Genomic DNA, 26,544 nt, shown 5'->3' on the forward strand with positions numbered 1-26,544 from the left:
CATGGCACGTCTCCAACAACACTACCGTGAAAAAGTGGCAGCTGAGCTGACAACCAAGTTTGGTTACACCTCGCCCATGCAAGTGCCTCGTCTGACCAAAATCACCCTGAACATGGGTGTGAGCGAAGCCGTTGCTGACAAGAAGGTCATGGACAACGCTGTGAGCGACTTGACGAAGATTGCGGGCCAAAAGCCTGTGGTGACCAAGTCCAAGAAGGCGATTGCCGGCTTTAAGATCCGTGAAGGCCAAGCGATTGGTTGCATGGTGACTTTGCGTGGCGTTCAGATGTATGAATTCCTGGATCGTTTTGTGACCGTGGCTCTGCCTCGTGTACGTGACTTCCGCGGTATTTCTGGTCGCGCGTTCGATGGTCGTGGCAACTACAACATCGGCGTGAAAGAACAGATCATTTTCCCTGAGATTGAATATGACAAGGTTGATGCCTTGCGTGGCCTCAATATCAGCATCACCACAACGGCCAAGACCGACGAAGAGTGCAAGGCACTGCTCGCTGGCTTCCGTTTCCCTTTCAAGAATTGAGGTGACCTGTGGCTAAGATGGCATTAATCGAACGCGAAAACAAGCGTGACAAGTTGGCAGCCAAGTACGCGAAGAAATACGCGGAATTCAAGGCTATCGCTGGTGACGTGAAGCGCACTGATGAAGAGCGCGCTGCAGCCCGTTTGGGTCTGCAAAAGTTGCCTCGCAACGCAAACCCCACGCGCCAACGTAACCGTTGTGCGATCACGGGTCGTCCCCGTGGAACGTTCCAGCACTTCGGTCTGGCCCGTGCAAAGATTCGTGAAATGGCTTTTGCTGGTGAGATCCCCGGCATTGTCAAAGCCAGCTGGTAAGCGATAGGAGAACAAAACATGAGCATGAGTGATCCCATCGCCGACCTGTTGACACGCATCCGCAATGCGCAAATGGTTGCCAAGACGACTGTCTCGGTACCTTCTTCCAAAGTGAAGATTGCTATTGCCCAAGTGTTGAAAGACGAAGGCTATATTGACGGCTTCAAAGTTTCTACCGAAAGTGGAAAGTCTGAACTCCAAATCGCCTTGAAATATTACGCCGGTCGCCCCGTGATTGAGCGTATCGAGCGCGTTAGCCGCCCTGGCCTGCGTGTATACCGTGGTAGCGAAGCAATTCCTCAAGTCCAAAACGGCTTGGGTGTTGCCATCGTGACCACCCCCAAGGGTGTTATGACTGATCGCAAAGCGCGTGCCTCCGGTGTCGGTGGCGAAGTGCTGTGCTACGTCGCTTAACGCTGCATTGAGGAGTAATAAACAATGTCCCGTGTAGGCAAACTTCCTGTCACCATTCCTGCAGGTGTCGAGGTATCCATCAAGGCTGATCAAATCAGCGTGAAGGGTACTGGCGGCTCCTTGCACTTGGCTCAAAACAGCCTGGTGAAAATCGCTAACGACGCTGGCAAGCTGAGCTTTCAGCCTGCCAACGAATCCCGTGAAGCTGACGCAATGACTGGCACGATTCGCCAGTTGGTCAACAACATGGTGGTTGGTGTGACCAAAGGCTTTGAGCGCAAGCTGAGCTTGGTTGGTGTGGGTTACAAGGCGCAAGCCACTGGTGCCAAGTTGAACTTGGCGGTGGGTTACTCCCATCCTGTGAACGTGGATATGCCTGCTGGCATTACCGTGGCCACTCCCACCCCAACTGAAATCTTGATCAAAGGTGCTGATCGCCAACGTGTTGGTCAGATCGCCGCTGAGATTCGTGCGATTCGTCCCCCAGAGCCTTACAAGGGCAAGGGCATCCGTTATGCGGATGAGAAGATCACGATCAAAGAAACCAAGAAGAAATAAGGAGCTGCAACATGTTGACCAAAAAAGAGCAGCGTCTTCGCAGAGCCCGTCAGACTCGCATTCGCATTGCTACGCAAGGCGTTGCACGTTTGACCGTGACACGCACCAACCTTCACATCTACGCCAGCGTTATCTCTGGCGACGGCGGCAAGGTCTTGGCAAGCGCCTCCACTGCAGAAGCAGAAGTGCGCAAGTCCTTGGGTGCTAGTGGCAAAGGCGGCAACGTTGCCGCGGCCCAAATCATTGGCAAGCGTGTGGCTGAAAAAGCCAAAGCCGCTGGTGTGGAAAAAGTTGCGTTTGACCGCGCAGGTTTTGCCTACCACGGACGCGTCAAGGCGTTGGCTGATGCCGCGCGTGAAGCTGGCTTGCAGTTCTAAGCAGATCGGAAATAAAGATGGCTAAAGTTCAAGCAAAAATGCAAGGTAAGGCCGAGGGTCCTGAGGACGGTCTGCGCGAAAAAATGATCGCGATTAATCGCGTCACCAAAGTGGTGAAGGGCGGCCGTATTCTCGGTTTCGCAGCCTTGACCGTAGTGGGTGATGGCGATGGTCGCATCGGCATGGGCAAAGGCAAATCCAAGGAAGTGCCTGCAGCAGTTCAAAAAGCGATGGAAGAAGCCCGTCGCAACATGCTCAAGGTTTCGTTGAAAAACGGAACCATTCACCACAAGGTGATGGGCCACCACGGTGCAGCCAGCGTCATGATGGCGCCAGCTCCCAAGGGTACCGGCATTATTGCGGGCGGCCCTATGCGCGCAGTTTTTGAGGTGATTGGTATCACTGATATCGTGGCCAAGAGCCACGGATCCAGCAATCCTTACAACATGGTTCGTGCCACGTTGGATGCCCTGTCTGTGTCTACGACACCGTCTCAGGTCGCAGCCAAGCGCGGCAAGACCGTTGAAGAACTCTTCGCTTAATCGAGGATTTCAAGATGACAACACAACAAACCGTGAAAATCCAATTGGTGCGTAGCCCCATTGGAACCAAAGAATCGCATCGCGCCACTGTGCGTGGTCTGGGTCTGCGCAAGCTCAACAGCACCAGTGAGTTGCAAGACACACCGGCTGTGCGCGGAATGATCAACAAGATCAGCTACCTGATCAAAGTGCTCTAAGAGGTTGATGATGGAACTCAATAACATCAAGCCCGCTGACGGTGCTAAGCACGCGAAGCGTCGCGTGGGTCGTGGTATCGGTTCTGGCCTGGGCAAAACTGCTGGCCGTGGACACAAAGGTCAGAAGTCCCGTTCGGGTGGCTACCACAAGGTCGGTTTTGAAGGCGGACAGATGCCTATGCATCGTCGTTTGCCCAAGCGCGGTTTCAAATCGCACTTGCTGAAGTTCAATGCTGAAATCACTTTGACAGCACTGGAAGCTCTGGGTTTGGCAGAAGTCGATCTGTTGACTCTTAAGCAAGCCGGTGCCGTGGGCGAAATCGCCAAAGTGGTGAAAGTTATCAACACCGGAGCTATTGCTAAGGCAGTCAAGCTCACCGGTATTGGTGCAACAGCCGGTGCCAAGGCAGCTATTGAAGCTGCTGGTGGTAGCGTAGCTTAAGTTTTGCGAAGCGAAAGTTAGCACGTGGCAACAAACGCGGCTCAAACAGCAAAGACAGGTAAGTTCGGCGATCTGCGTCGCCGACTTGTGTTCTTGCTGCTCGCTTTGGTGGTGTACCGTTTGGGTGCGCACATCCCGGTGCCTGGCATTGATCCTGCTCAGCTGCAACAGCTGTTCAAAGGTCAGCAAGGCGGCATATTGAGTTTGTTCAATATGTTCTCGGGCGGTGCACTCTCTCGCTTCACGATTTTTGCGCTGGGAATCATGCCGTACATCTCGGCATCGATCATCATGCAGTTGCTCGGTTACGTGCTGCCTGCATTTGAACAGCTGAAAAAAGAAGGTGAAGCTGGGCGTCGTAAGATTACCCAATACACCCGCTATGGCACACTGGGTCTGGCGCTGTTTCAATCGCTGGGCATTGCTATGGCGCTGGAAGCATCGGCTGGTTTGGTGATTGGGCCTGGATTTGGCTTTCGCATGACCACCGTGGTCACGTTGACCGCAGGAACCATGTTTCTGATGTGGTTGGGTGAGCAAATTACCGAGCGTGGTTTGGGCAACGGGATTTCGATCCTGATCTTCGGTGGTATCGCCGCTGGATTGCCGAATGCGGTTGGTGGCTTGCTGGAGCTGGTGCGTACCGGATCCATGAGCATCATCGTGGCCTTGCTGGTGGTGGTCTTGATTGCATTGGTCACTTACTTTGTGGTGTTTGTCGAGCGCGGTCAGCGCAAGATTCTTGTGAATTACGCCAGGCGCCAAGTAGGTAACAAGGTCTATGGTGGCCAGTCTTCGCACTTGCCTCTGAAGTTGAACATGGCAGGTGTGATCCCTCCCATCTTTGCTTCGTCGATCATTCTGTTGCCTGCAACGGTTGCAAATTGGTTCAGCTCTGGTGAGTCGATGCGCTGGTTGAAAGATATCGCCAGCACCTTGAGTCCTGGACAGCCTGTGTATGTGATGCTGTACGCCGCTGCGATTGTGTTCTTCTGCTTCTTCTACACGGCACTGGTATTCAACAGCCGCGAGACTGCAGACAACTTGAAAAAGAGTGGTGCTTTCATCCCCGGGATTCGTCCTGGTGACCAGACGGCCAAATACATCGATAAAATACTGCTCCGCCTGACGTTGGCTGGTGCGATTTACATCACGTTTGTATGTCTCTTGCCCGAGTTTTTGATCTTGAAGTACAACGTCCCGTTTTACTTCGGTGGCACGTCGCTGTTGATTATTGTGGTGGTGACCATGGATTTCATGGCACAAGTTCAGAACTACATGATGTCGCAGCAATACGAGTCACTGCTGAAGAAGGCAAACTTCAAGGCTTCTTGAAGAGAGATGAAGTCGTACGATTAATGTCGTACGTACATGGTGTTTAGAACGAAAGTAACAGCGCATGTTCCGCGCGATTCAAAGTCGGAACGGGGCGAAGAGTTTTAGGAGAGAAATATGAAAGTTTCGGCTTCGGTCAAGAAAATTTGCCGTAACTGCAAAATTATCCGTCGCAAGGGCGTTGTGCGTGTGATCTGTACAGATCCACGTCACAAGCAGCGTCAGGGTTAATTGCAAGAGTTTTAGAGGACGAAAATGGCACGTATCGCTGGCATCAACATTCCGCCGCATCAGCATTCCGAAATTGGCTTGACAGCTATTTTTGGCATCGGTCGCACCCGCGCACGCAAAATTTGCGAAGCTTGTGGCATCGCTTACTCCAAGAAGGTCAAAGACTTGACCGATGGAGACCTGGAAAAAATTCGCGACCAAATCGCGCAATTTACAATCGAAGGTGATTTGCGTCGCGAGACAACCATGAACATCAAGCGTTTGATGGACATTGGCTGCTACCGTGGCTTCCGTCATCGCCGCGGTTTGCCTATGCGCGGTCAGCGCACACGCACCAACGCCCGCACTCGCAAAGGCCCACGTAAGGCTGCTGCGTCCTTGAAGAAATAATAGGGATTGAGATACCACTATGGCAAAAGCTCCCGCCAATAACGCAGCACAACGTGTGCGCAAGAAAGTCCGCAAAAATGTTGCGGACGGTATTGCACACGTGCATGCGTCGTTCAACAACACCATCATTACCATCACCGATCGCCAAGGCAATGCGTTGTCTTGGGCTTCTTCCGGTGGTCAAGGTTTCAAGGGTTCGCGTAAATCCACTCCGTTTGCTGCTCAAGTAGCATCCGAAGTGGCCGGCCGCGCAGCTCTGGAACAAGGTATCAAGAACCTCGACGTCGAGATCAAGGGCCCCGGTCCTGGTCGCGAATCATCGGTTCGTGCCTTGGCAGCACTGGGCATCCGCATCAATATGATTGCTGATGTGACTCCCGTGCCGCACAACGGTTGCCGCCCTCAAAAGCGCCGCCGTATCTAAGTTCTTAACAAGCCCACCGCCGTCAACTTTCGTTGACGGCTCCCGCATTTCTGTGCGGCAGATGACATAAAAGGAAGTTCAAGTGGCACGCTATCTAGGCCCCAAGGCCAAACTCTCCCGCCGCGAAGGCACGGACCTGTTCCTGAAGAGCGCTCGTCGTTCTATCGCTGACAAGGCCAAATTTGATTCCAAACCCGGTCAACATGGCCGCACTTCTGGCGCACGCACTTCCGATTACGGTCTGCAACTGCGTGAAAAGCAGAAGGTCAAACGCATGTACGGCGTGTTGGAGCGTCAGTTCCGCCGTTACTTTGCTGAAGCCGACCGCCGTAAAGGCAACACCGGCGCCAATTTGATGTTCTTGCTGGAATCCCGTCTGGACAATGTGGTGTACCGCATGGGTTTTGGCTCCACACGTGCTGAAGCACGTCAGCTGGTGTCCCACAAAGCGATCACCGTGAACGGCGCCCCCGTGAACATTCCCTCGTACATGGTCAAGGCCGGTGACGTAGTGGGTGTGCGCGACAAGTCCAAGAAGCAGAACCGCATTGTCGAAGCTCTGCAATTGGCACAACAAGTTGGCATGCCAGCTTGGGTGGACGTGAGCATTGACAAAGCTGAAGGTACCTTTAAGTCGGTTCCTGACCGTGACCAATTCGGTGCTGACATCAACGAATCGTTGATCGTCGAACTGTACTCACGCTAATTACAACTGTCGTTGAAATCGTTCCTATATCGCGGGGCACCGCGATATAGGTGCTTCACCAGCCTTACTGACGTAACGAGTCGGGGGTATTGAGAGGAAGTTGCATGCAAAATAATTTGCTGAAGCCCAAGTCCATCAGTGTTGAACAGATCGGTGTAAACCGCGCCAAAGTCGCTCTCGAGCCATTTGAACGTGGCTACGGACACACTCTGGGCAACGCTTTGCGTCGCGTGTTGTTGTCGTCCATGCCTGGATTTGCAGCCACCGAGGTGACGATTGCGGGCGTTCTGCATGAGTACTCGTCGATTGACGGTGTGCAAGAAGATGTGGTCAACATTCTGCTGAATCTGAAGGGTGTGGTTTTCAAACTGCACAACCGTGAAGAAGTGACGTTGAGCCTGCGCAAGGACGTTGAAGGTCTGGTGACGGCCGCCGACATTCAAACGCCCCACGATGTGGAAATCATCAACCCTGACCACGTAATTGCCAATTTGTCGCACGGGGGCAAGCTGGACATGCAAATCAAGGTTGAAAAAGGTCGTGGCTATGTGCCTGGCAGCATGCGCCGTTATGCTGATGAGCCGAACAAGTCCATTGGACGCATCGTTCTGGATGCTTCGTTCTCCCCAGTGAAGCGCGTGAGCTACACCGTGGAAAGCGCGCGCGTTGAACAGCGTACCGACCTGGACAAGCTGGTCGTCGAGATCGAAACCAATGGTGCCGTGTCTGCAGAAGACGCAGTGCGCGCGTCGGCCAAGATCTTGGTGGAACAGTTGGCTGTGTTCGCACAGTTGGAAGGCAGCGAATTGGCTGCGTTCGATTCTCCTGCACCACGTGGCAACACGCAGTTCGATCCAATCTTGCTGCGTCCGGTGGACGAGCTGGAATTGACCGTGCGTTCCGCCAACTGCCTGAAAGCAGAAAACATCTATTACATCGGTGACCTGATTCAGCGCACCGAGAACGAGCTGCTGAAGACCCCTAACCTGGGTCGTAAGTCGCTCAATGAAATCAAGGAAGTGTTGGCCTCTCGCGGTTTGACACTGGGAATGAAGCTAGAAAGCTGGCCTCCTGCCTCCCTGGAAAAGCGCTGATAAGCGCTTTCACCAAAAGCGTTAATTTGAATTGAACCCCGCAGGGGTTCCGTGCCACGGGCAGTACCTGATCCGGCTGCCTGTCTAAAAACTGAAGGAAAACTACCATGCGTCACGGACACGGACTACGTAAACTCAACCGCACAAGCTCTCACCGCTTGGCAATGCTGCGCAATATGATGAACTCGTTGATCGAACACGAAGTCATCAAAACCACGGTCCCCAAGGCCAAGGAACTGCGCCGTGTTGTGGAACCCATGATCACTTTGGCCAAAGAAGCCACTGTGGCCAATCGCCGTCTGGCATTTGACCGTTTGCGTGACCGCGACAGCGTGACCAAGCTGTTCGACGTGCTCGGTCCCCGTTTCAAAGCCCGTCCAGGCGGCTATACCCGCATTCTGAAGATGGGTTACCGCGTGGGTGACAATGCGCCCATGGCTTTGGTCGAGTTGGTGGACCGTGGTGAAGAAGTTGTTGAAACTTCTGCCGCAGTCGAAGCTTAATAGGTTATAATTTAAGTCTTGTCGCGGAGTGGAGCAGCCTGGTAGCTCGTTGGGCTCATAACCCAAAGGTCGTTAGTTCAAATCTAGCCTCCGCAACCAATACAGCAAGCAGCTAATGTTTGCAGCAAACGCCCACTGATGTGGGCGTTTCGCTTTGTGCGACGCCTTTCGCGGGCCACCTGTTGTTGCACGTACTTTCTTCATGTCCCCCTTCTTCTGAATACGCCATGCACATCGTTGTCAATGAAGCCCTGAAAGCCTATATCGATCCGCTGACACCGGAAGAGTATGCGGCGCTGGAGCGCAGCATTTTGGCGGAAGGCTGTCGCGACGCGCTCGTACTGTGGGGTGACGTGCTGGTGGACGGGCACAACCGCTACGGCATTTGCCAGAAACACGGATTGCCCTTCCAGACCTTGCAAAGCAGCCTGTTCCAATCCATGGACGATGTGCACCTCTGGATGATCGATCAGCACTTGGGCCGGCGCAGTGTGTCGGGTTTTCAGCGCGGTGTGTTGGCCTTGCGCAAGCGCGAAATCATCTCTGAGCGCCGCGTCCGCGCATTGGCTGCGGTGTCTGACGCTGATGCGGCGACGAACGAAGGCGCTGTCAGCACTAGCACCGCGCCGCCGGAGCCGCGCCAAAGCCGCGAAGACATTGCCAAGGCCGCCCGCCTGAGCAGCAACCAGGTGGTGATGATCGAAAAGATCCAGAAGCAGGCGGCGCCTGAATTGGTGGCTGCCGTGAAGTCGGGCACCATCTCCATCAACGCCGCCGCCGCTGTGGCCACCTTGCCGGCCGAAGAGCAGGTGGCTGCGGCCACTGCTGGCAAAGACCAGCTCAAGCAAGCCGCCAAGCGCGTGCGCGACGCCAAACGGGCTGCACGGGCCGATCTGTCGGCCGACGCCGATGCCAACCCGACCGACCCCCTGCAGACCTTGCAGCAGCGCGTGGCCGTGCTGGAGGCCGAAAACGCCGACCTGCGCCGGCAATTGGCGCAATTGCAGGGCACCTAAGCGCTAGTGCCCGATTTGCACAGGAACCACGACCGCGTGTGCGGGTGGTGGGCTGCATCACACTGGACGGCGCCTACCGCCCCGAGAAAACTGCAATACCAGCGTAGTTTTTCGATGGGATATTGCAATATGCTATATCAAAGAGTTCGGATTCTCGATTGCACAAGTCCCATTTAGCGGCGATATTGCACCAGTGTGAGATTGCAAAACCCAATAACAGGAGACAGCACATGAACAAGCGTCACTTCCTCCGCGTCACCGCCTTGGCCAGCCTCGCTCTGGTAGCCACCGTGGCCCTCGCGCAGGACAACACCTTCAAGATCGGTCTGATCCTGCCCATGACCGGCCAACAGGCCACCACCGGCCGCCAAATCGAAGCGGCGGCCAAGCTCTACATGGCGCAAAACGGCGACATGGTGGCCGGCAAAAAAGTCCAGCTCATCATCAAGGACGACACCAGCATCCCCGACGTGACCAAGCGCCTGGCGCAAGAGCTGGTGGTGAACGACAAGGTCAACGTGCTGGCTGGTATGGGCATCACGCCTTCCGCCCTGGCCACCGCCGCTATTGCCACCCAGTCCAAGACCCCGCTCGTGGTGATGGCCGCGGCCACCTCCAGCATCACCGAAGCCTCCCCCTATGTGGTGCGCACCAGCTTCACGCTGCCCCAGGCATCGGTGGCATTGGCCGACTGGGCGCCCAAGAACGGCATCAAAAAGGTGGTGACCTTGGTGTCGGATTACGGCCCCGGTATTGATGCAGAGAAGTTCTTCAAGGAACGCCTGACCTTCAATGGCGGGCAGGTGACCGAAGCCCTGCGTGTTCCCCTGCGCAACCCCGACTTCGCGCCCTTCCTGCAGAAGGTGCGTGACCTGAAGCCCGACGCGCTGTTTGTGTTTGTGCCGTCTGGTGCGGGCGCTGCGGTGATGAAGCAGTTCCTGGAGCGCGGCATGGACAAGGCCGGCATCAAGCTCATTGGCACCGGCGACGTGACCGATGACGACCAGTTGAACGACATGGGCGATGGTGCCTTGGGCGTGGTCACCTCGCACCACTATTCCACAGCCCACCCCTCGGCCGTGAACAAGAAGTTTGTCGAAGCTTTCCAGAAAGCCAACAACAACCTGCGCCCCAACTTCATGGCTGTGGGTGGCTACGACGGCATGCGCGTGATCTACGAAGCGCTCAAGGCCACCAAGGGCGCTGGCGGCGGTGACGCCTTGCTGGCCGCCATGAAGGGCCAAATTTTCGAGAGCCCGCGCGGCCCGATGTTCATCGACGCGCAAACCCGCGACGTGGTGCAAAACATCTATCTGCGCAAGGTCGAGAAGAAAGACGGCCAGCTCTACAACATCGAATTCGATGTGATCAAGGACGTGAAGGATCCGGGTAAAAACAAGTAACCCGGCACGCACTCCCAGGCAAAAAAGCGATGGCACTCCCCTCGCTTTTTTGTTGCCCGCGCGCTACCGTAATGCCTCGTTCTGCGAGAGATGGATTGGTAAATTTATGTTGACCCTGCTTTTTGACGGCATCGCCTACGGCATGCTGCTATTCATCCTGGCCGTAGGGCTGGCGGTGACCATGGGCCTGATGAACTTCATCAACTTGGCCCACGGTGCCTTTGCCATGGTGGGCGGCTACATCACCGTGCTGCTCATGCAGCGCCTCAATGTGCCCTTCCTGCTATGCCTGCCAGCGGCCTTTATCGGCGCTGCGTTGCTGGGCGCTGTGCTGGAGCGCACCTTGTACCGCCCGCTGTACCACAAGCCCCACCTGGACCAGGTGTTGTTCTCCATCGGCCTGACCTTCATGGCGGTGGCCGCAGTGGACTACTTTGTGGGCTCCACCCAGCAAATCCTGCAGCTGCCCGAATGGCTCAAGGGCCGCACCGAGCTGGGCGAGGGCGCCTGGATGCTGGGCATGGGCCACTATCGCCTCTTCATCATCGCCGTGTGCGCCGCGCTCACCGTCGCATTGCAATACATCCTCACCAAGACCCGCTTTGGCAGCCGTCTGCGCGCCTCAGTGGACGACCAGCGCGTGGCCGCTGGGTTGGGCATCAATGTGAACGTGGTGTTTCTCTCCACCTTTGCCGTGGGCTCCGGCCTGGCCGGTCTAGGTGGGGCGCTGGGCGCCGACGTGCTGGGCATGGACCCGACCTTTCCCCTCAAGTTCATGATTTACTTTTTGATCGTGGTCGCCGTGGGCGGCACCTCCAGCATCACGGGTCCCTTACTGGCAGCCCTGCTGCTGGGCATTGCCGATGTGGCGGGCAAGTACTACATCCCCAAACTGGGCGCCTTCATCGTCTACAGCCTGATGATTTTGATTCTGGTGTGGCGCCCGCAAGGCCTGTTTGTGCGCAAAGGGGGTAAGGCATGAGCGCCAACATCTTGCTGGCCACACGCCGCTGGCGTTGGTGGGAAGTCGTGCTGTGGGCTGCCGCCCTGGCCTCGCCTTGGCTGCTGTCCACCCACGCGCTCATCATCAACGAGATCGCCGTCGTGGCGCTGTTCGCACTCTCGCTCGACATCATCCTGGGTTACACCGGCATCGTCTCGCTGGGCCACGCCGCCTTCTTTGGCATGGGCGCCTACTCGGCGGCGCTGTTTGCCAAGCTGGTGATGCCCGACCCGCTGGTGGGGCTGGCCGTGGGCGTGGCCACCGCCACCGTGCTGGGCGCTGTGTGCAGCGTGACCATCCTGCGTGGCACCGACCTGACCCGGCTCATGGTCACCCTGGGTGTGGGCCTGATCCTCATGGAGCTGGCCAACAAGCTGGACTGGCTGACGGGTGGTGCCGACGGCCTGCAGGGCGTGGTTATGGGGCCGCTGTTGGGCCGCTTCGAGTTCGACCTGGCGGGCCAAACCGCCGCTTGGTACTCGCTCACCGTGCTGCTCGTCCTGTTTGTACTGGCGCGCCGTTTCGTGGGCTCGCCGTTTGGTGCCACGCTCAAGGCCATCCACGACAACCGCCTGCGCGCCATGGCCATCGGCATTCCCGTGTCGCAGCGCCTGGCCGTGGCCTACACGGTGGCAGCGGGTGCCGCTGGTGCGGCCGGCGCCTTGCTGGCGCAGACCTCGGGCTTTGCCTCGCTGGACGTGTTTGAGTTCCACCGCTCGGCCGATGTGATGCTGGTGCTGGTCATCGGCGGCGTGGGGTGGTTGTACGGTGGTGTGGCTGGCGCGCTGGTCTTCAAGCTGATGCAGGACTTCCTCTCCAACATCACCCCGCAGTACTGGACCTTCTGGATTGGCCTGTTCCTGGTGGTGCTGGTGCTGGTTGGGCGTGAACGCTTGGTGCGGCCTTGGACCTGGTTCTCCCGCAAGAAACCCTCCAGCGGAGGTCACGCATGAGCACGACGATGCAACACGACAACACGGCGAAGACGGTGCTTAGCGCCCAGGGCCTGGTCATGAAATTTGGCGGCATCACCGCCACCAACAACGTCACGCTGGACCTGAAGCAGGGTGCGCGCCACGCACTCATCGGCCCCAACGGTGCGGGCAAGACCACGCTGATCAACCTGCTGACCGGTGTGCTGCAGCCCACATCGGGCCAGATCATCCTGGAAGGCCAGGACATCACCACCCTGGCGCCGCACCAGCGTGTGCGCCGCGGCATGGTGCGCACCTTCCAGATCAACCAGCTGTTTGACACGCTGTCGCCCATGGAGACGCTGGTCATGGTGGTCAGCCAGCACCAAGGCCTGGGTGGCAAGTGGTGGCAGCCGCTGGGCGCATCCAAGCGCGTGACCGAGCGCTGCGAGCAGCTGCTGGAGCAGTTCCACCTGACCAGCGTGATGGCGCAGGAAACCCGGGTGCTGGCCTACGGCAAGCGCCGCCTGCTGGAGATTGCCATTGCACTGGCCTGCGAGCCCCGCGTGCTGCTGCTGGACGAACCCGTGGCCGGTGTGCCGGCCGGTGAGCGCGAAGAGCTGCTGCAAACCGTGGCGGCCCTGCCCGCCGATGTGTCCATCCTTTTGATTGAACATGACATGGATCTGGTCTTCAGCTTTGCCAAGCGCATGACGGTGCTGGTCAACGGCACGGTGCTCACCGAGGGCGACCCGGAGCAGATTGCCAACGACCCGCAGGTCAAGGCGGTGTACCTGGGCCACGCCGAAGGTGAACTCGAAGGAGCCAGCCATGGTTGAGCTGCTTAAAGTCGAGAACCTGTCGGCTGGCTACGGCGAAGCCGTGGTGCTGCATGGCGTGTCCGTCAGCATCAACGAAGGCGAAACCCTGGCGCTGCTGGGGCGCAACGGCACCGGCAAGACCACCTTCATGAATACCCTGGCCGGCGCCACGCGCCAGCACGGTGGCACCATCGCCTTGGGCGGTATGGCGCTGCACAAGCTACCGCAGCACGAGCGTGCCGCCGCCGGCATTGGCTGGGTGCCACAAGAGCGCAACATCTTCAAGTCGCTCACGGTGGATGAGAACCTGACTGCGGTAGCACGCCCCGCGCGGGCGGGCCGCAAGGCGGCCATGTGGACGCCACAGCGCGTGTACGAGCTATTCCCGCGCCTAGCCGAGCGCAAGACCAACCTGGGCACGCAACTGTCGGGTGGAGAGCAGCAGATGCTGGCCGTGGGTCGCGCGCTGGTGCTCAACCCAACGCTGCTGCTGCTGGACGAACCCTGCGAAGGCCTGGCGCCCATCATCGTGCAGGAGCTGCTGCGAGCGATTCGCCGCATCACGCGCGAAGAGGGCCTGAGCGCCATCATCGTAGAGCAGCACCCGCAGGCAATTTTGGCGATCAGTGACACGGCGGCCGTGCTGGACCGCGGCACGGTGGTGTACAGCGGCACGGCCAAGGGGCTGCAGGAACAGCCAGCGCTCTTGGACAAGCTGCTGGGCGTAGCCCGGTAGCACTATGAATTTGATAGCTGGTGGCGCAATGTTTACGGGGGCTACAGGCCTAAAACTTATGAAAACCATGAACCAACTACTTTCATCTGTACTGGCAACGGTGCTGGCTGGCGTGCTGGGTGCGGCCCCCGCGCTGGCCGACACCTTTCCGTCCAAGCCCATCCGCCTGGTGGTTCCGTTTGGGGCCGGTGGCGTAGCCGACCTGACTGCGCGCACCGTGGCGCAGAAGATGTCCGAGTCGCTGGGCCAACCCATCGTGGTAGACAACAAGCCCGGCGCCGGTGGCGTGGTGGCGGGTGACGCCGTGGCCAAGGCCGAGCCCGATGGCTACACGCTGCTGCTGATGTCCAACGGCACCGCGGTGAGCGCGGGCCTGTTCAAGAGCTTGCCGTTTGACGCGCAGCGCGACTTTGCGCCCATCTCCACCATGGGCTACTTCGATCTGGCCGTGCTGGCCTCGCCCAATGCTCCCTACAAGACCATGGCCGACCTGCTGACCTATGCCAAGGCCAACCCCGGCAAGCTGAACGTGGGCACGGTCAACATCGGCAGCACGCAAAACTTGGCCGCCGAGCTGCTCAAGACCCGTGCGGGTGTGGACTTTCTGGTGGTGCCCTTCAACGGCACCCCCGCATTGACCACCGCGCTGCGCGGCGGGCAGATCGACGTAGCGGTGGAAATTCTGGGCCCCATGATGGGCCAGGTGCAGTCCAAGGCCATCCGCGCGCTGGCGGTGCTGAGCGACACGCGCGCCAGCCAGTTGCCCGATGTGCCCACGCTGATGCAAAGCGGCGTGAAGGACTTCGACGTTTCCTCTTGGAACGCACTGGCCGCCCCGGCCAAGACGCCCAAGGACGTGATCGCCCGCCTGAACAAAGAAGTGCAGGCTGCCGTGAATTCGCCCGATGTGAAGAAGAAGCTGTACGAGTTGAACGTGGAAGCCCGTGGCTCCACACCCGAGAAGCTGGGTGAACTGCTGGCCAGCGAGATCAAGCGCTGGGGTGACGTGATCGCCAAGGCTGGCGTACCCAAACTCTAGAGCCAGGGAACAACGCCGTGGCCTTGTCGTTGCAGCATTTGGGGCTGGTGGGCTATGGCGAAGTGGGGCACACCTTTGCCACCGGGCTGCGCTCGCATTTTCAGTCCACCCAGGTGTGGGACCTGAAGTTGGCCCCCGGTACGCCCACGCGCGACGCCCTGCACGCGCAGGCACTGGCGGCGCAACTCAACCCCGTAGATTCATTGCAGGCGGTGTGCGCGCAGAGCGATGTGCTCATGTCCGCGGTCACCGCCTCCAACACGCTGGCCGTGGCGCAGGCCGCAGCCGCGCATTTGCGCCCTGGCACCGTGTTTCTGGACCTTAACTCTGCGTCGCCCGGCACCAAGCAGCAGGCGGCCCAGGTGATCGAGGCCGCCGGTGGCCGCTATGTGGAGGCGGGTGTGATGACTTCGGTGCCGCCCTATGGCATCCGCGTGCCCCTGTTGCTGGGTGGTGCATGGGCGGCCGAGTTGGCGCAGGTGCTGAACGCCATGGGCATGGACGCCAAGGCCGTGGCGCCCGAGATTGGCGTGGCCTCGGCCATCAAGATGTGCCGCAGCGTAATGATCAAGGGCCTGGAGGCGCTGGTGATCGAGAGCTATAGCACCGCGCGCGCCTACGGTGTGGAAGACCATGTGCTGCCCACGCTGGCCGAGACCTTCCCCAGCATTGACTGGGAGACGCAGGGCGCCTACTTTTTCAGCCGCGTGGTGCAGCACGGCCGGCGCCGCGCTGAGGAAATGCGCGAGTGCGCCCGCACCGTGCGCGAAGCTGGCTTTGCGCCCACCATGGCCAGCGCGATTGCCGAGAAACACCAGTGGGTGGCCGACCAGGCCCATGCGGGCGTGTTTTCCGACGTGGCCAAGGGCGCGGCGTGGCAAGACTATGCTGACGCCCTGCTGGCCGCGCGCAAAGTCTGACGGGCACACTCCCTCTTTCCTTATTCTTCTTTAGGTTCCGATGCTCGATATCCTGGCCATCACCGGCCCCATCTACTTGTGCATCGCCGCAGGTTTTCTTGCGACCCGTTTTGGTGTCTTCAGCAAGGCCGACATGCGGGTGCTGGGCAAGTTTGTGCTGAACTTTGCCTTGCCCGCGCTGCTGTTTAGCGCCGTGTCACAGCGCCCGCTGCGCGAGGTTATGCACACGGACTATCTGCTGGCCTATGGCTTGGGCTCGTGCACCATGCTGCTGGGCGGTTACGCCTGGGCGCGCTGGGTGGACAAGGGTGAGAAAACCTACCGCGCCTACTTCGCCATGGGCATGTGCTGCTCCAACAGCGGCTACGTGGGCTACCCCGTGGTCTCGCTCACGCTGGGGGCCATCGCACCCGTAGCGCTGGCGCTGAACATGGTGGTGGAGAACTTGGTGAAGTTGCCCATCCTCATGTCGCTGGCCGACGCCAGTGAAGCCAGTTCCGAGGGTCACCGTCGCAGCGTCTGGCGTGTGCTGGGGGATACGCTACTGGGCCTGCTGCGCACGCCCATGTTGGTGGCCATCCTGGCAGGCTTTGTCTGCTCAATGCTGGAGTGGCATTTGCCCGGCCCGTTTGGCCGCACCGTTACGCTGTTTTCGCAGGCCACCACGGCGGTAGCGCTGTTTGTCATTGGTGGCGCGCTGGTGGGTTTGCGCATGCAGGGCAAGCGCCGCGTGGTCGGCAAGATCGTGATCGGCAAGCTGCTGCTGCACCCGCTGTGCGTGTTCGTCGCGCTCATGTGGGTTGTGCCCATCAGCGACCCACAGTTGCGCACCGCGGCACTGCTGTTTGCCGCCATGCCCATGCTGGGTATCTACCCCATCCTGGCGCAACGCCATGGCCATGAGGACGTGAGTGCTGCAGCCCTTCTGGCGACAACCATCGCTTCGTTCTTCACACTAAATATTCTGCTGTGGGTGTTGAAGCACTACCCGTTGTGAGTTTTTAGACCAGTGATTGCGGTCGCTCGATCCTGTGCTGGTAGACCATGCTCTAAGAGAGCACCTGGTTATTGGCGCACCACCTCTGTGCTTGCTTTGGACCAGAAGAAGTCGTTGAGGAATGTCAGCTATCAGGCCCACCCGTTCTCAATTTCGGTCTCAATACCCCCCGGATGGGGGATACACAATCACAAATTTCTCAGTTATCTTGCTATTTGAAAGATGTACCGTCACTCAGTTGTCAACTTCGACAGAAGCGCTCAGACCTGCATACCGACTTCAGGGAAACCAAATGGCCAGAATATCGAGCACGCTAAACTTTATGGAGCATGTTTTGCTCTATACATTGCGTTAAGCCGCTATGAGCGAAGCTCTATCGGTCCTGTCAATTGAACTGGGGGCGAAGTCGATCTCAAGACTCGAGGTTGCCCGTGATGCGGAATGGCATTTGTGTCATGGGTGAGTTCAAAAAACGAGCTCGCCTTGATATGAAAGCGGAAGGACACATCCCGGGGCCTTTGCAAAAAAAATTCACGCCGCAGCGATGGGAGAAAGCGTTCAAAGAATGCGGCGATCCTGATGATGAGGACCTTGGCCTCTACGTGGCGGCTCTTGCAATTCACGAGAAGCTCTCAGCTATCCGAGCTAACCTAAAGGTCTCGATTTCAGAGGAGCTGACTCCCACAACCAAGCTGCGCTGCTTTGTGGCCGCGGCCAACCACAGTACTCTGCTGGCGTCGAAGAAGGCCAAAGAGGCCATAGCGAAAGCTGCTGAGGAGCGCGCGAAGCGTTCGCTCAAAGGCTTTTCGCTCGAGGAACTCACAGCGGTCAAGCTTACCTTGCTCGGTGGCGCACAAGCATCGCCTGACGCGGTCGTTGAGAGCTTGGTCGATGGGATTGAGATGCCAGTGGGTTTCGTCCTGAGTTCCTCGCCAGACCTAGCGGGGAATCCGAACCTGAAGCAGGTTCGTTGGGTAGATATCGCCATCGAGCTGAATCTCGGAATCTTCTACCGTTTCGCTGAAGACGTTTGGGACGATTGCTTGTGGAACGGGTATAAGTTGCTTGATCAGGACAAGAGACGGTTCTTCTACCCGACTCAGCCTGCCTATCAAAAAGCGCACGTCATGGGAATTGCTAGACGCCGCTCGCTCGCGATGGCGTTCTCAGTAGTCGCGCGTCAGTTTCAGCTCCAGATGGCTGCCGCTGGACTGGCAGTCGATGGCATTCGCGAGGTACGAGAAATTGAGAAAGTAGGTAAGCGCCAGGTGCTGAAGGTGTCAAAGCCTAGAGAACTCACGGAAGCGCAAGACCAACTGATGGCCCTTAGAGCGTATGCTTCCGAGCCCTACTACTCGGAGTTGCTCCAGGAACAGGCGCCGAATCTAAATGGCCTCACCTTGAACGACGTGCTTGCCGCCTGGACGGTTATCTCGAGGGCGTCCAAGCTGCTAATGGAAGCTCTGGATGCCAAAGCCGGCGACGGGAAGGATGACGCACCTCCACAAAGTTGGTTGCCCCAATATGCACCTACCCTTCAGGTCGATGCTCTAGTCGCAGGCCTTCGAGCTGCCGCTGGATTCGGCCCTCAGGCAGCTAGGAGCTTGATTGACTTCCTTACCTACCGAGGCGGACGTGACCGCGAAATCTGGTCACAGCCACTTGTACCGGTGGGCCCATCTACCGTCGCACCAGTCTTCGCAGCCATTTTTGAACCGAATTTGCGTCGCTTGGTAGACATCTGGATGCGCCAGGCCGGAATCGATATGTCAAAGCGAGGTGAAGCGTTTGAAGCGCACATTCGCGCTGTTGTGCAGCAAGCAATCAGCGAATCGAAGCTCCTAAGTGGTCATGCGACGTCCATTTCTGAGGACTATACGTTCACGCCTTCTGGCCAAGGTGGCGTGCAGTTCGATCTGCTGTTCATCCTCGGGACCACGATATTTGTCGTAGAGGCGAAATGCGTTCTTGAGCCCACTGAAGCCAAGGGCGTGGCAATGCACCGCAAAACGGTTATGGAAGCCGCTGACCAAGCGCTCCTGCGCGCGCAGGTGCTCGATGCAAACCGACCCGCGTTCATCGCCGATATGAAGCGGCGCTTCGACATGGTCGTGCCAGATGACTTTAGTCCAGTGCCACTGGTTCTCGTCAGCACGGCCACGCATGTCGGGGTACCAGCGAAAGGCGTCGCCGTTATCGACGAATTCATTCTGGAGCGCTATCTGGCAGGAGAATTGGAGGACTTGGCCGTCCAGGGTTTTGGTTTTGAGGTCGTGGACAGGGCAAAGATCCTGTTCTACACCGATGCCAAGGAAGCAGAGACACGCGCAGCCAAGTACTTCGCGAATCCACCGCAGATGCGCCGTTTCGTTCAAGGTGTAGGAGCGGAGCTCACCCCCCTCCCGGCAGTAGCTGAAGGAGATTGGGAAGGAGCGGTGGTGAGCTTGTCGTGCCACCCAGAAGGCGCGCTTCCGGCTTTCGCCGGGGCCAATGCAGCGGAACTTGGCGGGGGCGCATTGACGGCCCCGAAGCAAGCAACTGAAACATGACACTTTGCATCCAGCGCGCGATTGAACGTTACTCTTTTCCGCTGCCGCCTAGATTGGCCTAGATGTGGAAATCATTTAATGGCTGCATCGGTCCCTAGTTTTAGGTGATGATGACCACTTTGAAGCTCGCATTGGGGCGATCCACCATTGGTTCACAAATACATATGGAATCAGGGGCGATTCTGGGGGAGGATGATTGTCTACTTCAGCTCGAGACTGCGACGATGTGCTTCGCGCGCTCGAATAACTCGTCGAAAGTCAAAATTTCTGGGGTCGTTAGGCTACGTCTAAAGAGCTCAAATGATGAAAACTTATCCTCGTTGATATCCACCTTGCCTTGGAACTCAGAGAGCGAACCGATCAGCAGGAAGGAACGCGGTCTGTAGAGATACAGCCTCTCTCCCGTCCGCTCTCCGGAACTGTGTTTGGGTTCCAGTCTTTCGGTCAATGAATACAGCGCTTTCTGTACGCTCCGCTGCAACTGAGCAATAGCACCTGTCACCTCATCTGACACCTGCCAAGCCTCCGGTCGATAGGGGTCGGCGACCTTTTTCAACAAAGACGTTCTGTGGGTTTTGATTTCACCGAACGACAAACTGCTTACTAGACCCTGCGACTTCAGCAAGGCATCAACCCGTTTGCCGGATGTGGCAATGTCGTATCCTTTGACCACCTGCTCTAGCTTTTGTCCTTCCAGCGGAGAGTTGAGCACGTAGTTGAGACCGTATCCAAGAATCCATGTATTGGTCTCGACGAAGTCCTGCCAGACATCTTCCGGCCGAGCATTTTCCTTTAGATCCTTTTGGCGGTTATCGAAGTAGGTGTCGTTGGTAAGAAGTTTCTCGAAATCCACTAGTGCAAGTTTGCGGCGGTGCAACTCGGTGATGTCTTCAGCTTGAACCTGCGTCAGACGCAGCGCTTGCCCGAGCTTCGGTTCGGCGACAAGCCGCTCGACAACAGAGAGTAGTTCGTCCTTATCCAGTTGGGCCAACGTCCCGCCTTGGCGGAGGAAGTGAGCGACCGCTGTAAGCCCGACATCCTCCAAAGCGAGATACGCAGATTCAGCGCGCTCGAACGCCACGCGCATGTCAACCTGCCTTTGCTCTTCCCACTTGTCGTTCATTCCACCCATGCGCTCGCTCTCCAAATTTCACTGTCTAACTCATTTTGAGTGCTCCTCCAAGTATGTCGGAAATGGCCCCGGCGCGCTGGCTTATCGCCTCCCCCCCTCGCTGATACGTTCATGTCTAGGACACGCGGCTTACCTAGACCATTGAACGATGGCTGCCGAGCGCGGGATTTCGGAAATGCGAGAGTCTGCAGCCGCTGCATTACTGCCTTCCAACAATTAGAGAGGCCATCAACTGGAAACGACCGTTTTCGAGCGCTGATCCTGACCAATTGGACTGCCGCTTTTGGGTCGGGTACCGCCGTTGTCATCGCCTCCCTCAGGCAAGACCTGATATTTAATAAGCGCATGGCAACGAGATGCCACTGGCACCTGAAGTCGCCCGCAATTCAGTGCAATCCGCTCAATCCGCCTTCACCCGCCCATTGCTCAGCACCGGTTTCCACCGCGCGATTTCCCGCACGATGAGCTTGCCAAAGTTCGCCGGCGTGTCGGGCGTGGCGATCGCGCCTTCGGTGTTCAGCCGGGTCTTTAGTTCCGCGCTGTTTAGCGCCAAGTTGATTTGGGTGTTGAGCTTGGCCACGATGTCGGCAGGTGTGCCGGCCGGGGCCACCACGCCGTACCACTGGTCGGCCTCAAAACCGGCAAAACCGGATTCGGCCACCGTGGGTACGTCGGGCAGGGCGTCCATGCGCTTGGGGCTGGAGACGGCCAGCGCCCGCATCTGCCCAGCCTTGACTTGATTGATGACGGCGGGTGCGCCGGTGAACAGCACCTGGATTTGCCCGCCCACCAGATCTGTGACCGCTGGTGCCGTGCCGCGGTAGGGAATGTGCAGTAGCGAGGTGTTGGTTTGCAGCTTGAAGTATTCGGTGGCCAGGTTGGCCGCACTGCCGTTGCCGCCTGAGCAGTAGTTCAGTTGCCCGGGTTTGGCTTTGGCCAGTGCCACCAGTTCCTTCACGTTCTTGGCGGGCACGCTGGGGTGCACCACTAGTACATTGGGCACGCGCGCCACCCAAGCTACGGGCGCAAAGCTCTTGATCGGGTCGTAGGGCAGGTTGGGGTAGAGCGAGGGGTTCACCGCCAATGTGCCGATGTGGCCCATGAGTAGGGTGTAGCCGTCGGCCGCGGCCTTGGCCACCTTGTCCGCGCCGATGGAGCCGCCCGCACCGGGCACGTTGTCAATCACCACGGGTTGGCCCCAGGCCTCGTTGAGCTTTTGGCCTATGGCGCGCGCCAGGATGTCCGTGGAGCCGCCGGGCGTGAAGGGCACGACCAGGCGAATCGGCTTGTTGGGGTAGCTGGCCGCCACACCCTGTGCGCCTGCCATTTGGGCATGAAATAGGCCGCTAGCCCCCGTCAATATTGCGCAGGCAGCTATGAATTTGTGAGTGTTTTTGGACATGCCCCAGTCTCCGTCGTCGGTGTGTTTGGGGCCAGTGTGCGGGGCGGTGCCAGCGCGGGCAAGTCCGCCCCGGCCATACCAGCTATGCCAAAAACAGCGTGGCTGGCTAGCGGTGAATGGCCTTGAGCACTACCTGGCTCACCACGTCCATGGCCTTGCGCTGCGTTTGCGTGGTGGGGCGGCGGGCCGACCACACCAGCATCAGCTGGCTCATGATGCGCGGGCTGTGGATGGCCTGCACGGTAAAGGTTTCGGGGTTGTCGAAGTTGCTCAGCGTGTAGCTGGGTAGCACGGCATGGCCCATGCCTTCCTTCACCAGGTTCAGGATGGCGTTCAGGCCATCCACTTCCAGCAGCACGTCGGGCCGGCGGCCAATGGCCATCATCTCGCCCTCGATGAGGATGCGAAACGCGTTGGGCCGGCTGGGCAGGATCAGCGGCAGGTCGGCCACTTCCTTGAGGCTGATGGCCGGCGCCGCCTTGGTCTTCTTGCCACCGGCGCCGGGCTGCGGGTTGTGCGAGATCAGCGATAGCTCGTCCTCGTCCAGCGTGCTCATCTCCAGCTCGGTACTCTGGCCGGGGTTGTAGAGCACCGCCATGTCCAGGTTGCCCAGGCGCAGGCCTTCGTGCATCTGCACCGAAAAGCCCTCGGTCAGCGTCAGCTGGGCCTGCGGCAAGTGCTCGCGAAACGCCAGCACCAGCGGCACCGTGATGAGCTTGGACAGGCTGGGCGGCAGTCCGATGGAGACCCGCCCGGCCAGCGCACCGCGGGCCGCGCCCAACTCTTCGCGTGTGAGCTGCACCTGGTGCAGGATGCCGCGCCCGTGCTCTAGCAGCAGCTTGCCGGCCTCGGTGGGCACTGCGCCGCGGCCGTTGCGCGTCAGCAGGTTTTGCCGCAGCTCCACCTCCAGCAGGCGAATCTGCCGGCTCAGGGCCGGCTGGGCCACGTCCAGCGAGATGGAGGCGCGCGTAAAGCTGCCCAACTCGGCCACCCGCACAAAGTACTCCAGCTGTTTCAGGTCCATGGCGGCTTTCCAAATTGGGGATGTGGCATCAGCGAATAGCTGCTCGCTGATTATGCCAATTTGAGATAGCTGCTAGTGGGGTGTTTGCCTTATCAAACCCCCGGCCGCAGACCAGAATAGCCACCATGCCAAGCCCTACGTCCTCCCTGCCCGTCACCTTGCGCGGCATCTCGTCCATGGCCACGCGCCAGCTGCTGGCCGAGCTAGCTGCGGCCTATACCGATCGCACCGGCATCGCCATCGCGATTGAGTCGGTGGGTGGCGTGGATGCAGCCAAACGCGTGCAGGCGGGTGAGCCATTCGACGTGGTGTTTTTGGCGTCAGATGCCATCGACAAGCTAGTTGCCGCAGGCCGCGTGCTGGCCGCCAGCAAGGTGGACCTGGTGCACTCCGGCGTAGCTGTGGCCGTGCGTGCTGGCACAGCTACGCCCGACATCGCGTCTGAAGACGCGGTGCGCCATGCCGTGCTGGCTGCCCCTAGCCTCAGCTATTCCACCGGCCCCAGCGGCGTGGCCTTGGCCCAACTGTTCGAGCGCTGGGGCATTGTCGACGCGATCCAGAGCCGCATCGTGCAAGCACCGCCCGGCGTGCCCGTGGGCACGCTGGTCGCCCGCGGCGAAGTGGCCTTGGGCTTTCAACAACTCAGCGAGCTGATTCATGTGGACGGCATTGCCATCGTCGGCGCGCTGCCCGCCGCCATCCAGATCACCACCACGTTTTCAGCCGGTGTTTGCAGCAGTTCCACACATGCAGATGCGGTGCGCGATCTGCTGGCCTTCATGGCCTCGGCAGACGCTGCAGAGGCCAAACAGCGCCAGGGTATGGAACCTGCCTGAGCACCACACACAAGATTCAAGGAGACGCCCCATGATCATCGACTGCCACGGCCACTACACCACCGCGCCCAAGGCGCTGGAGAACTGGCGCAACGCGCAGATTGCCAACCTCAACACGCCCGAGCTGGGCCCCAAGGTAGCCGACCTCAAGATCAGCGACGACGAGCTGCGTGAGACCATTGAGCAGAACCAGCTGCGCCTGATGAAGGAGCGCGGCTCCGACCTCACTATCTTCAGCCCGCGTGCCAGCTTCATGGCCCACCACATTGGTGACTTCAATGTCTCCAGCACCTGGGCCGCCATCTGCAACGAGCTGTGCTTCCGCGTGAGCGAGCTGTTTCCCGACCACTTCATCCCCGCGGCCATGCTGCCGCAAAGCCCGGGTGTGGACCCCGCCACCTGCATCCCCGAACTGGTGAAGTGTGTGGAGCAGTACGGCAACGTGGGCATCAACCTGAACCCGGACCCCAGCGGTGGCCATTGGAATTCGCCGCCCTTGAGCGACAAGCAGTGGTTCCCCATCTACGAGAAGATGGTGGAGTACGACATCCCCGCGATGATCCACGTCAGCACCAGTTGCAACGCCTGCTTCCACACCACCGGCGCCCATTACCTGAACGCCGACACCACGGCCTTCATGCAGTGCCTGACCAGCGACCTGTTCAAGCAGTTCCCCACACTCAAGTTCCTCATCCCCCACGGCGGCGGCGCCGTGCCCTACCACTGGGGCCGTTTCCGTGGCCTGGCGCAAGAACTGAAGAAGCCGCTGCTGGAAGAGCATTTGCTGAACAACATCTACTTCGACACCTGCGTCTACCACCAGCCGGGCATTGATTTGCTCAACACCGTGATTCCGGTTAAGAACGTGTTGTTCGCGTCCGAGATGATTGGCGCGGTGCGCGGTATCGACCCGCAAACCGGCAACTATTACGACGACACCAAGCGCTATATCGAAGCATCAAAGATTTTGAGTGCCGATGACCGCCACCAAATCTACGAAGGCAATGCGCGCCGCGTGTTTCCGCGCCTGGATGCCGCATTGAAAAAGAAGGGGAAATAAGCATGTACGAACTCGGCGTTGTCTACCGCAACATCACCCGCGCTGACCGCTTGGCCACGGACGGCCTGGCCGCGCTGGGATCTGCCACCGTGCACGAAGCCATGGGCCGCGTGGGTCTGCTCAAGCCCTATATACGCCCCATCTATAGCGGGCAGCAAGTGTCTGGCACGGCTGTCACCGTGCTGCTGCAACCCGGCGACAACTGGATGATGCATGTGGCGGCGGAGCAGATCCAGCCCGGCGATATCGTCGTGGCCACGGTCACCGCCGAGTGCACCGACGGTTTTTTTGGCGACCTGCTGGCCACCTCCTTCCAGGCCCGTGGCGCCCGCGCGCTCGTCATCGACGGCGGTGTGCGCGACGTGAAAGAGCTGCAGCGCATGGGCTTTCCGGTGTGGAGCAAGGCCATCAGCAGCAAGGGCACGATCAAGGCAACCCTGGGTTCGGTGAACATTCCCATCGTCTGCGCCGGCATGCTGGTCACGCCAGGCGACGTGATCGTGGCGGACGACGATGGCGTGGTCTGCGTGCCCGCCGCACGTGCCGCCGCCACGCTGGAAGCCGCACAAAAGCGGGAGAGCTTTGAAGGCGAAAAACGCGCGAAGTTGGCCGCGGGCGTGCTGGGGCTGGACATGTACAAGATGCGCGAGCCGCTGGCGGCCGCAGGCTTGAAGTACATCGATTGAGGGCGCAGCAATGAGCAAACCCACTTCAGGTGATTTCACCAAGACCGCTGGCTGGATGGACTGGTATACCGGCCCGGCCAAACCTCAATTCAAGCTGCCCGCAGGCGCGGTGGATGCGCACTGCCATGTGTTTGGCCCTGGTGCGGAATTTCCTTATGCGCCCGAGCGCAAGTACACACCGTGTGATGCCTCCAAGCACCAGCTGTTCGCGCTGCGTGACCACTTGGGTTTTGAGAAAAACGTCATCGTGCAAGCCACCTGCCACGGCGCCGACAACCGCGCCATGGTGGATGCATTGCTGCACAGCAATGGCAAGGCGCGCGGCGTGGCCACGGTCAAGCGCAGCGTGACGGACGAAGAAATTCAGGCCATGCACGATGCCGGTGTGCGCGGTGTGCGTTTCAACTTCGTCAAGCGCTTGGTGGACTTCACGCCCAAGGACGAGTTGATGGAGATTGCGGGCCGCATCGCCAAGTGGGGCTGGCATGTGGTGATCTACTTCGAGGCGGTGGACCTGCCCGAGCTGTGGGACTTCTTCACCGCGCTGCCCACCACGGTGGTGGTGGACCACATGGGCCGCCCGGATGTGTCGCTGCCAGTGGATGGTCCGCAGTTCGCGCTGTTTGAAAAATTCATGCGCGAGCACCAGAATGTGTGGAGCAAGGTGAGCTGCCCCGAACGCCTAAGCGTGACTGGCCCCAAGGCCTTGAACGGCGAACAGAATGCCTACCGCGATGTGATCCCGTTTGCCCGGCGCATCGTCGAGCAGTTCCCCGACCGTGTGCTCTGGGGCACCGACTGGCCACACCCGAATCTGAAAGACCACATGCCCGACGATGGCCTGCTGGTGGACTTTATTCCCCACATCGCGCCCACTGCCGAACTACAACGCAAGCTGCTGGTGGATAACCCCAACCGCCTGTACTGGAAAGACTGAT

General features: G+C 58.9%; 32 protein-coding genes and 1 tRNA gene. 30 read left to right on the forward strand and 3 right to left on the reverse strand.

The features are described from left to right. Position 1 precedes the first annotated feature (1 nt). The 26 genes from rplE (at position 2) to AC1DZ5_RS10000 (ending at position 19,466) form a co-directional block, all read left to right on the forward strand. Positions 2-541 carry a 50S ribosomal protein L5 gene (gene rplE / locus AC1DZ5_RS09875; protein ID WP_310340943.1) on the forward strand — a complete coding sequence of 180 codons (540 nt, stop codon included), beginning with the start codon at positions 2-4 and terminating at the stop codon, positions 539-541. A gap of 8 nt (positions 542-549) precedes the next feature. Further along, the gene (gene rpsN / locus AC1DZ5_RS09880) at positions 550-855 is read left to right on the forward strand and encodes a 30S ribosomal protein S14 (protein ID WP_310340938.1); all 306 of its coding nucleotides are present in this window, start codon (positions 550-552) and stop codon (positions 853-855) included. Positions 856-873: 18 nt separating this feature from the next. Further along, the gene (gene rpsH / locus AC1DZ5_RS09885; protein ID WP_310340935.1) at positions 874-1,269 is read left to right on the forward strand and encodes a 30S ribosomal protein S8; all 396 of its coding nucleotides are present in this window, start codon (positions 874-876) and stop codon (positions 1,267-1,269) included. Positions 1,270-1,293: 24 nt separating this feature from the next. After that, positions 1,294-1,827 carry a 50S ribosomal protein L6 gene (gene rplF, locus AC1DZ5_RS09890; protein ID WP_310340932.1) on the forward strand — a complete coding sequence of 178 codons (534 nt, stop codon included), beginning with the start codon at positions 1,294-1,296 and terminating at the stop codon, positions 1,825-1,827. 11 nt (positions 1,828-1,838) lie between these two features. Beyond that, complete coding sequence (rplR, locus tag AC1DZ5_RS09895) at positions 1,839-2,204, forward strand: 50S ribosomal protein L18 (RefSeq protein WP_310340929.1); 366 nt, start codon at positions 1,839-1,841, stop codon at positions 2,202-2,204. Positions 2,205-2,221: 17 nt separating this feature from the next. Then, complete coding sequence (rpsE, locus tag AC1DZ5_RS09900) at positions 2,222-2,746, forward strand: 30S ribosomal protein S5 (RefSeq protein WP_310340927.1); 525 nt, start codon at positions 2,222-2,224, stop codon at positions 2,744-2,746. Between the two features lie 14 nt (positions 2,747-2,760). Continuing rightward, positions 2,761-2,943, forward strand: coding sequence for a 50S ribosomal protein L30 (gene rpmD / locus AC1DZ5_RS09905; RefSeq protein WP_310340925.1), 183 nt, complete (start codon positions 2,761-2,763; stop codon positions 2,941-2,943). 10 nt (positions 2,944-2,953) lie between these two features. Continuing rightward, the gene (gene rplO, locus AC1DZ5_RS09910) at positions 2,954-3,385 is read left to right on the forward strand and encodes a 50S ribosomal protein L15 (protein WP_477888555.1); all 432 of its coding nucleotides are present in this window, start codon (positions 2,954-2,956) and stop codon (positions 3,383-3,385) included. Positions 3,386-3,409: 24 nt separating this feature from the next. After that, positions 3,410-4,720, forward strand: coding sequence for a preprotein translocase subunit SecY (secY, locus tag AC1DZ5_RS09915; protein WP_477888557.1), 1,311 nt, complete (start codon positions 3,410-3,412; stop codon positions 4,718-4,720). A 117-nt stretch (positions 4,721-4,837) separates the two neighbouring features. Continuing rightward, entirely contained in the window at positions 4,838-4,951 is a 114-nt protein-coding gene (rpmJ, locus tag AC1DZ5_RS09920) for a 50S ribosomal protein L36 (RefSeq protein WP_012348927.1), read from the forward strand. A gap of 24 nt (positions 4,952-4,975) precedes the next feature. Further along, entirely contained in the window at positions 4,976-5,341 is a 366-nt protein-coding gene (gene rpsM / locus AC1DZ5_RS09925; RefSeq protein WP_105259338.1) for a 30S ribosomal protein S13, read from the forward strand. Positions 5,342-5,360: 19 nt separating this feature from the next. Next, positions 5,361-5,765: a 30S ribosomal protein S11 gene (rpsK, locus tag AC1DZ5_RS09930; RefSeq protein WP_029706489.1), complete on the forward strand. Its 405-nt coding sequence runs from the start codon at positions 5,361-5,363 to the stop codon at positions 5,763-5,765. An 82-nt stretch (positions 5,766-5,847) separates the two neighbouring features. Next, positions 5,848-6,471, forward strand: coding sequence for a 30S ribosomal protein S4 (rpsD, locus tag AC1DZ5_RS09935; RefSeq protein WP_310340891.1), 624 nt, complete (start codon positions 5,848-5,850; stop codon positions 6,469-6,471). A gap of 104 nt (positions 6,472-6,575) precedes the next feature. Next, positions 6,576-7,565: a DNA-directed RNA polymerase subunit alpha gene (locus AC1DZ5_RS09940; protein ID WP_310340888.1), complete on the forward strand. Its 990-nt coding sequence runs from the start codon at positions 6,576-6,578 to the stop codon at positions 7,563-7,565. Between the two features lie 107 nt (positions 7,566-7,672). Then, positions 7,673-8,068, forward strand: a complete 396-nt coding sequence (gene rplQ, locus AC1DZ5_RS09945; protein WP_477888562.1) for a 50S ribosomal protein L17 — start codon at positions 7,673-7,675, stop codon at positions 8,066-8,068. 22 nt (positions 8,069-8,090) lie between these two features. Continuing rightward, positions 8,091-8,167: transfer RNA gene (locus AC1DZ5_RS09950), tRNA-Met, on the forward strand. 128 nt (positions 8,168-8,295) lie between these two features. Next, complete coding sequence (locus AC1DZ5_RS09955; protein WP_477888564.1) at positions 8,296-9,084, forward strand: plasmid replication/partition related protein; 789 nt, start codon at positions 8,296-8,298, stop codon at positions 9,082-9,084. A 230-nt stretch (positions 9,085-9,314) separates the two neighbouring features. Continuing rightward, positions 9,315-10,487: an ABC transporter substrate-binding protein gene (locus tag AC1DZ5_RS09960; RefSeq protein ID WP_477888566.1), complete on the forward strand. Its 1,173-nt coding sequence runs from the start codon at positions 9,315-9,317 to the stop codon at positions 10,485-10,487. Positions 10,488-10,593: 106 nt separating this feature from the next. Beyond that, positions 10,594-11,469, forward strand: a complete 876-nt coding sequence (locus tag AC1DZ5_RS09965; protein ID WP_477888568.1) for a branched-chain amino acid ABC transporter permease — start codon at positions 10,594-10,596, stop codon at positions 11,467-11,469. Then, positions 11,466-12,443, forward strand: a complete 978-nt coding sequence (locus AC1DZ5_RS09970) for a branched-chain amino acid ABC transporter permease (RefSeq protein ID WP_477888570.1) — start codon at positions 11,466-11,468, stop codon at positions 12,441-12,443. The genes AC1DZ5_RS09965 and AC1DZ5_RS09970 overlap by 4 nt, the downstream gene beginning before the upstream one ends. Next, a complete protein-coding gene (locus AC1DZ5_RS09975) occupies positions 12,440-13,243 on the forward strand; it encodes an ABC transporter ATP-binding protein (protein ID WP_477888572.1) in 804 nt (267 codons plus the stop codon). Before AC1DZ5_RS09970 ends, AC1DZ5_RS09975 begins: the two co-directional genes overlap by 4 nt. Next, positions 13,236-13,961, forward strand: coding sequence for an ABC transporter ATP-binding protein (locus AC1DZ5_RS09980; protein WP_477888574.1), 726 nt, complete (start codon positions 13,236-13,238; stop codon positions 13,959-13,961). Before AC1DZ5_RS09975 ends, AC1DZ5_RS09980 begins: the two co-directional genes overlap by 8 nt. A 58-nt stretch (positions 13,962-14,019) precedes the next feature. Beyond that, complete coding sequence (locus AC1DZ5_RS09985; RefSeq protein ID WP_477888576.1) at positions 14,020-15,000, forward strand: Bug family tripartite tricarboxylate transporter substrate binding protein; 981 nt, start codon at positions 14,020-14,022, stop codon at positions 14,998-15,000. 23 nt (positions 15,001-15,023) lie between these two features. Then, positions 15,024-15,920: an NAD(P)-dependent oxidoreductase gene (locus tag AC1DZ5_RS09990; protein WP_477888846.1), complete on the forward strand. Its 897-nt coding sequence runs from the start codon at positions 15,024-15,026 to the stop codon at positions 15,918-15,920. A gap of 40 nt (positions 15,921-15,960) precedes the next feature. Then, on the forward strand, positions 15,961-16,917 hold the full coding sequence (locus AC1DZ5_RS09995) for an AEC family transporter (protein ID WP_477888578.1): 957 nt from the start codon (positions 15,961-15,963) through the stop codon (positions 16,915-16,917). 455 nt (positions 16,918-17,372) lie between these two features. Further along, positions 17,373-19,466, forward strand: a complete 2,094-nt coding sequence (locus tag AC1DZ5_RS10000; protein ID WP_477888580.1) for a hypothetical protein — start codon at positions 17,373-17,375, stop codon at positions 19,464-19,466. Between the two features lie 205 nt (positions 19,467-19,671). Here the strand turns inward: AC1DZ5_RS10000 and AC1DZ5_RS10005 are convergent, their stop codons facing one another. The 3 genes from AC1DZ5_RS10005 to AC1DZ5_RS10015 all read right to left on the reverse strand — a co-directional run bounded on the left by AC1DZ5_RS10005 (position 19,672) and on the right by AC1DZ5_RS10015 (position 23,024). Beyond that, entirely contained in the window at positions 19,672-20,598 is a 927-nt protein-coding gene (locus tag AC1DZ5_RS10005; RefSeq protein ID WP_477888582.1) for a Shedu immune nuclease family protein, read from the reverse strand. A gap of 400 nt (positions 20,599-20,998) precedes the next feature. Beyond that, entirely contained in the window at positions 20,999-22,000 is a 1,002-nt protein-coding gene (locus AC1DZ5_RS10010) for a Bug family tripartite tricarboxylate transporter substrate binding protein (protein WP_477888584.1), read from the reverse strand. Between the two features lie 106 nt (positions 22,001-22,106). Continuing rightward, positions 22,107-23,024: a LysR family transcriptional regulator gene (locus tag AC1DZ5_RS10015; protein WP_477888586.1), complete on the reverse strand. Its 918-nt coding sequence runs from the start codon at positions 23,022-23,024 to the stop codon at positions 22,107-22,109. Positions 23,025-23,149: 125 nt separating this feature from the next. Here AC1DZ5_RS10015 and AC1DZ5_RS10020 point away from each other — a divergent pair, with 125 nt between their 5' ends. Genes AC1DZ5_RS10020 through AC1DZ5_RS10035 form a run of 4 tightly spaced genes read left to right on the forward strand, consistent with a single transcriptional unit; the run spans position 23,150 to position 26,543 of the window. Beyond that, positions 23,150-23,860, forward strand: a complete 711-nt coding sequence (locus AC1DZ5_RS10020) for a substrate-binding domain-containing protein (RefSeq protein ID WP_477888589.1) — start codon at positions 23,150-23,152, stop codon at positions 23,858-23,860. Positions 23,861-23,891: 31 nt separating this feature from the next. Then, positions 23,892-24,920, forward strand: a complete 1,029-nt coding sequence (locus tag AC1DZ5_RS10025) for an amidohydrolase family protein (RefSeq protein ID WP_477888591.1) — start codon at positions 23,892-23,894, stop codon at positions 24,918-24,920. A gap of 2 nt (positions 24,921-24,922) precedes the next feature. Then, the gene (gene ligK / locus AC1DZ5_RS10030) at positions 24,923-25,606 is read left to right on the forward strand and encodes a 4-carboxy-4-hydroxy-2-oxoadipate aldolase/oxaloacetate decarboxylase (RefSeq protein WP_477888593.1); all 684 of its coding nucleotides are present in this window, start codon (positions 24,923-24,925) and stop codon (positions 25,604-25,606) included. 10 nt (positions 25,607-25,616) lie between these two features. Continuing rightward, positions 25,617-26,543, forward strand: a complete 927-nt coding sequence (locus AC1DZ5_RS10035; protein WP_477888595.1) for an amidohydrolase family protein — start codon at positions 25,617-25,619, stop codon at positions 26,541-26,543. Position 26,544 lies beyond the last annotated feature (1 nt).

It is taken from the genome of Rhodoferax sp. P1_F3, assembly GCF_056405715.1.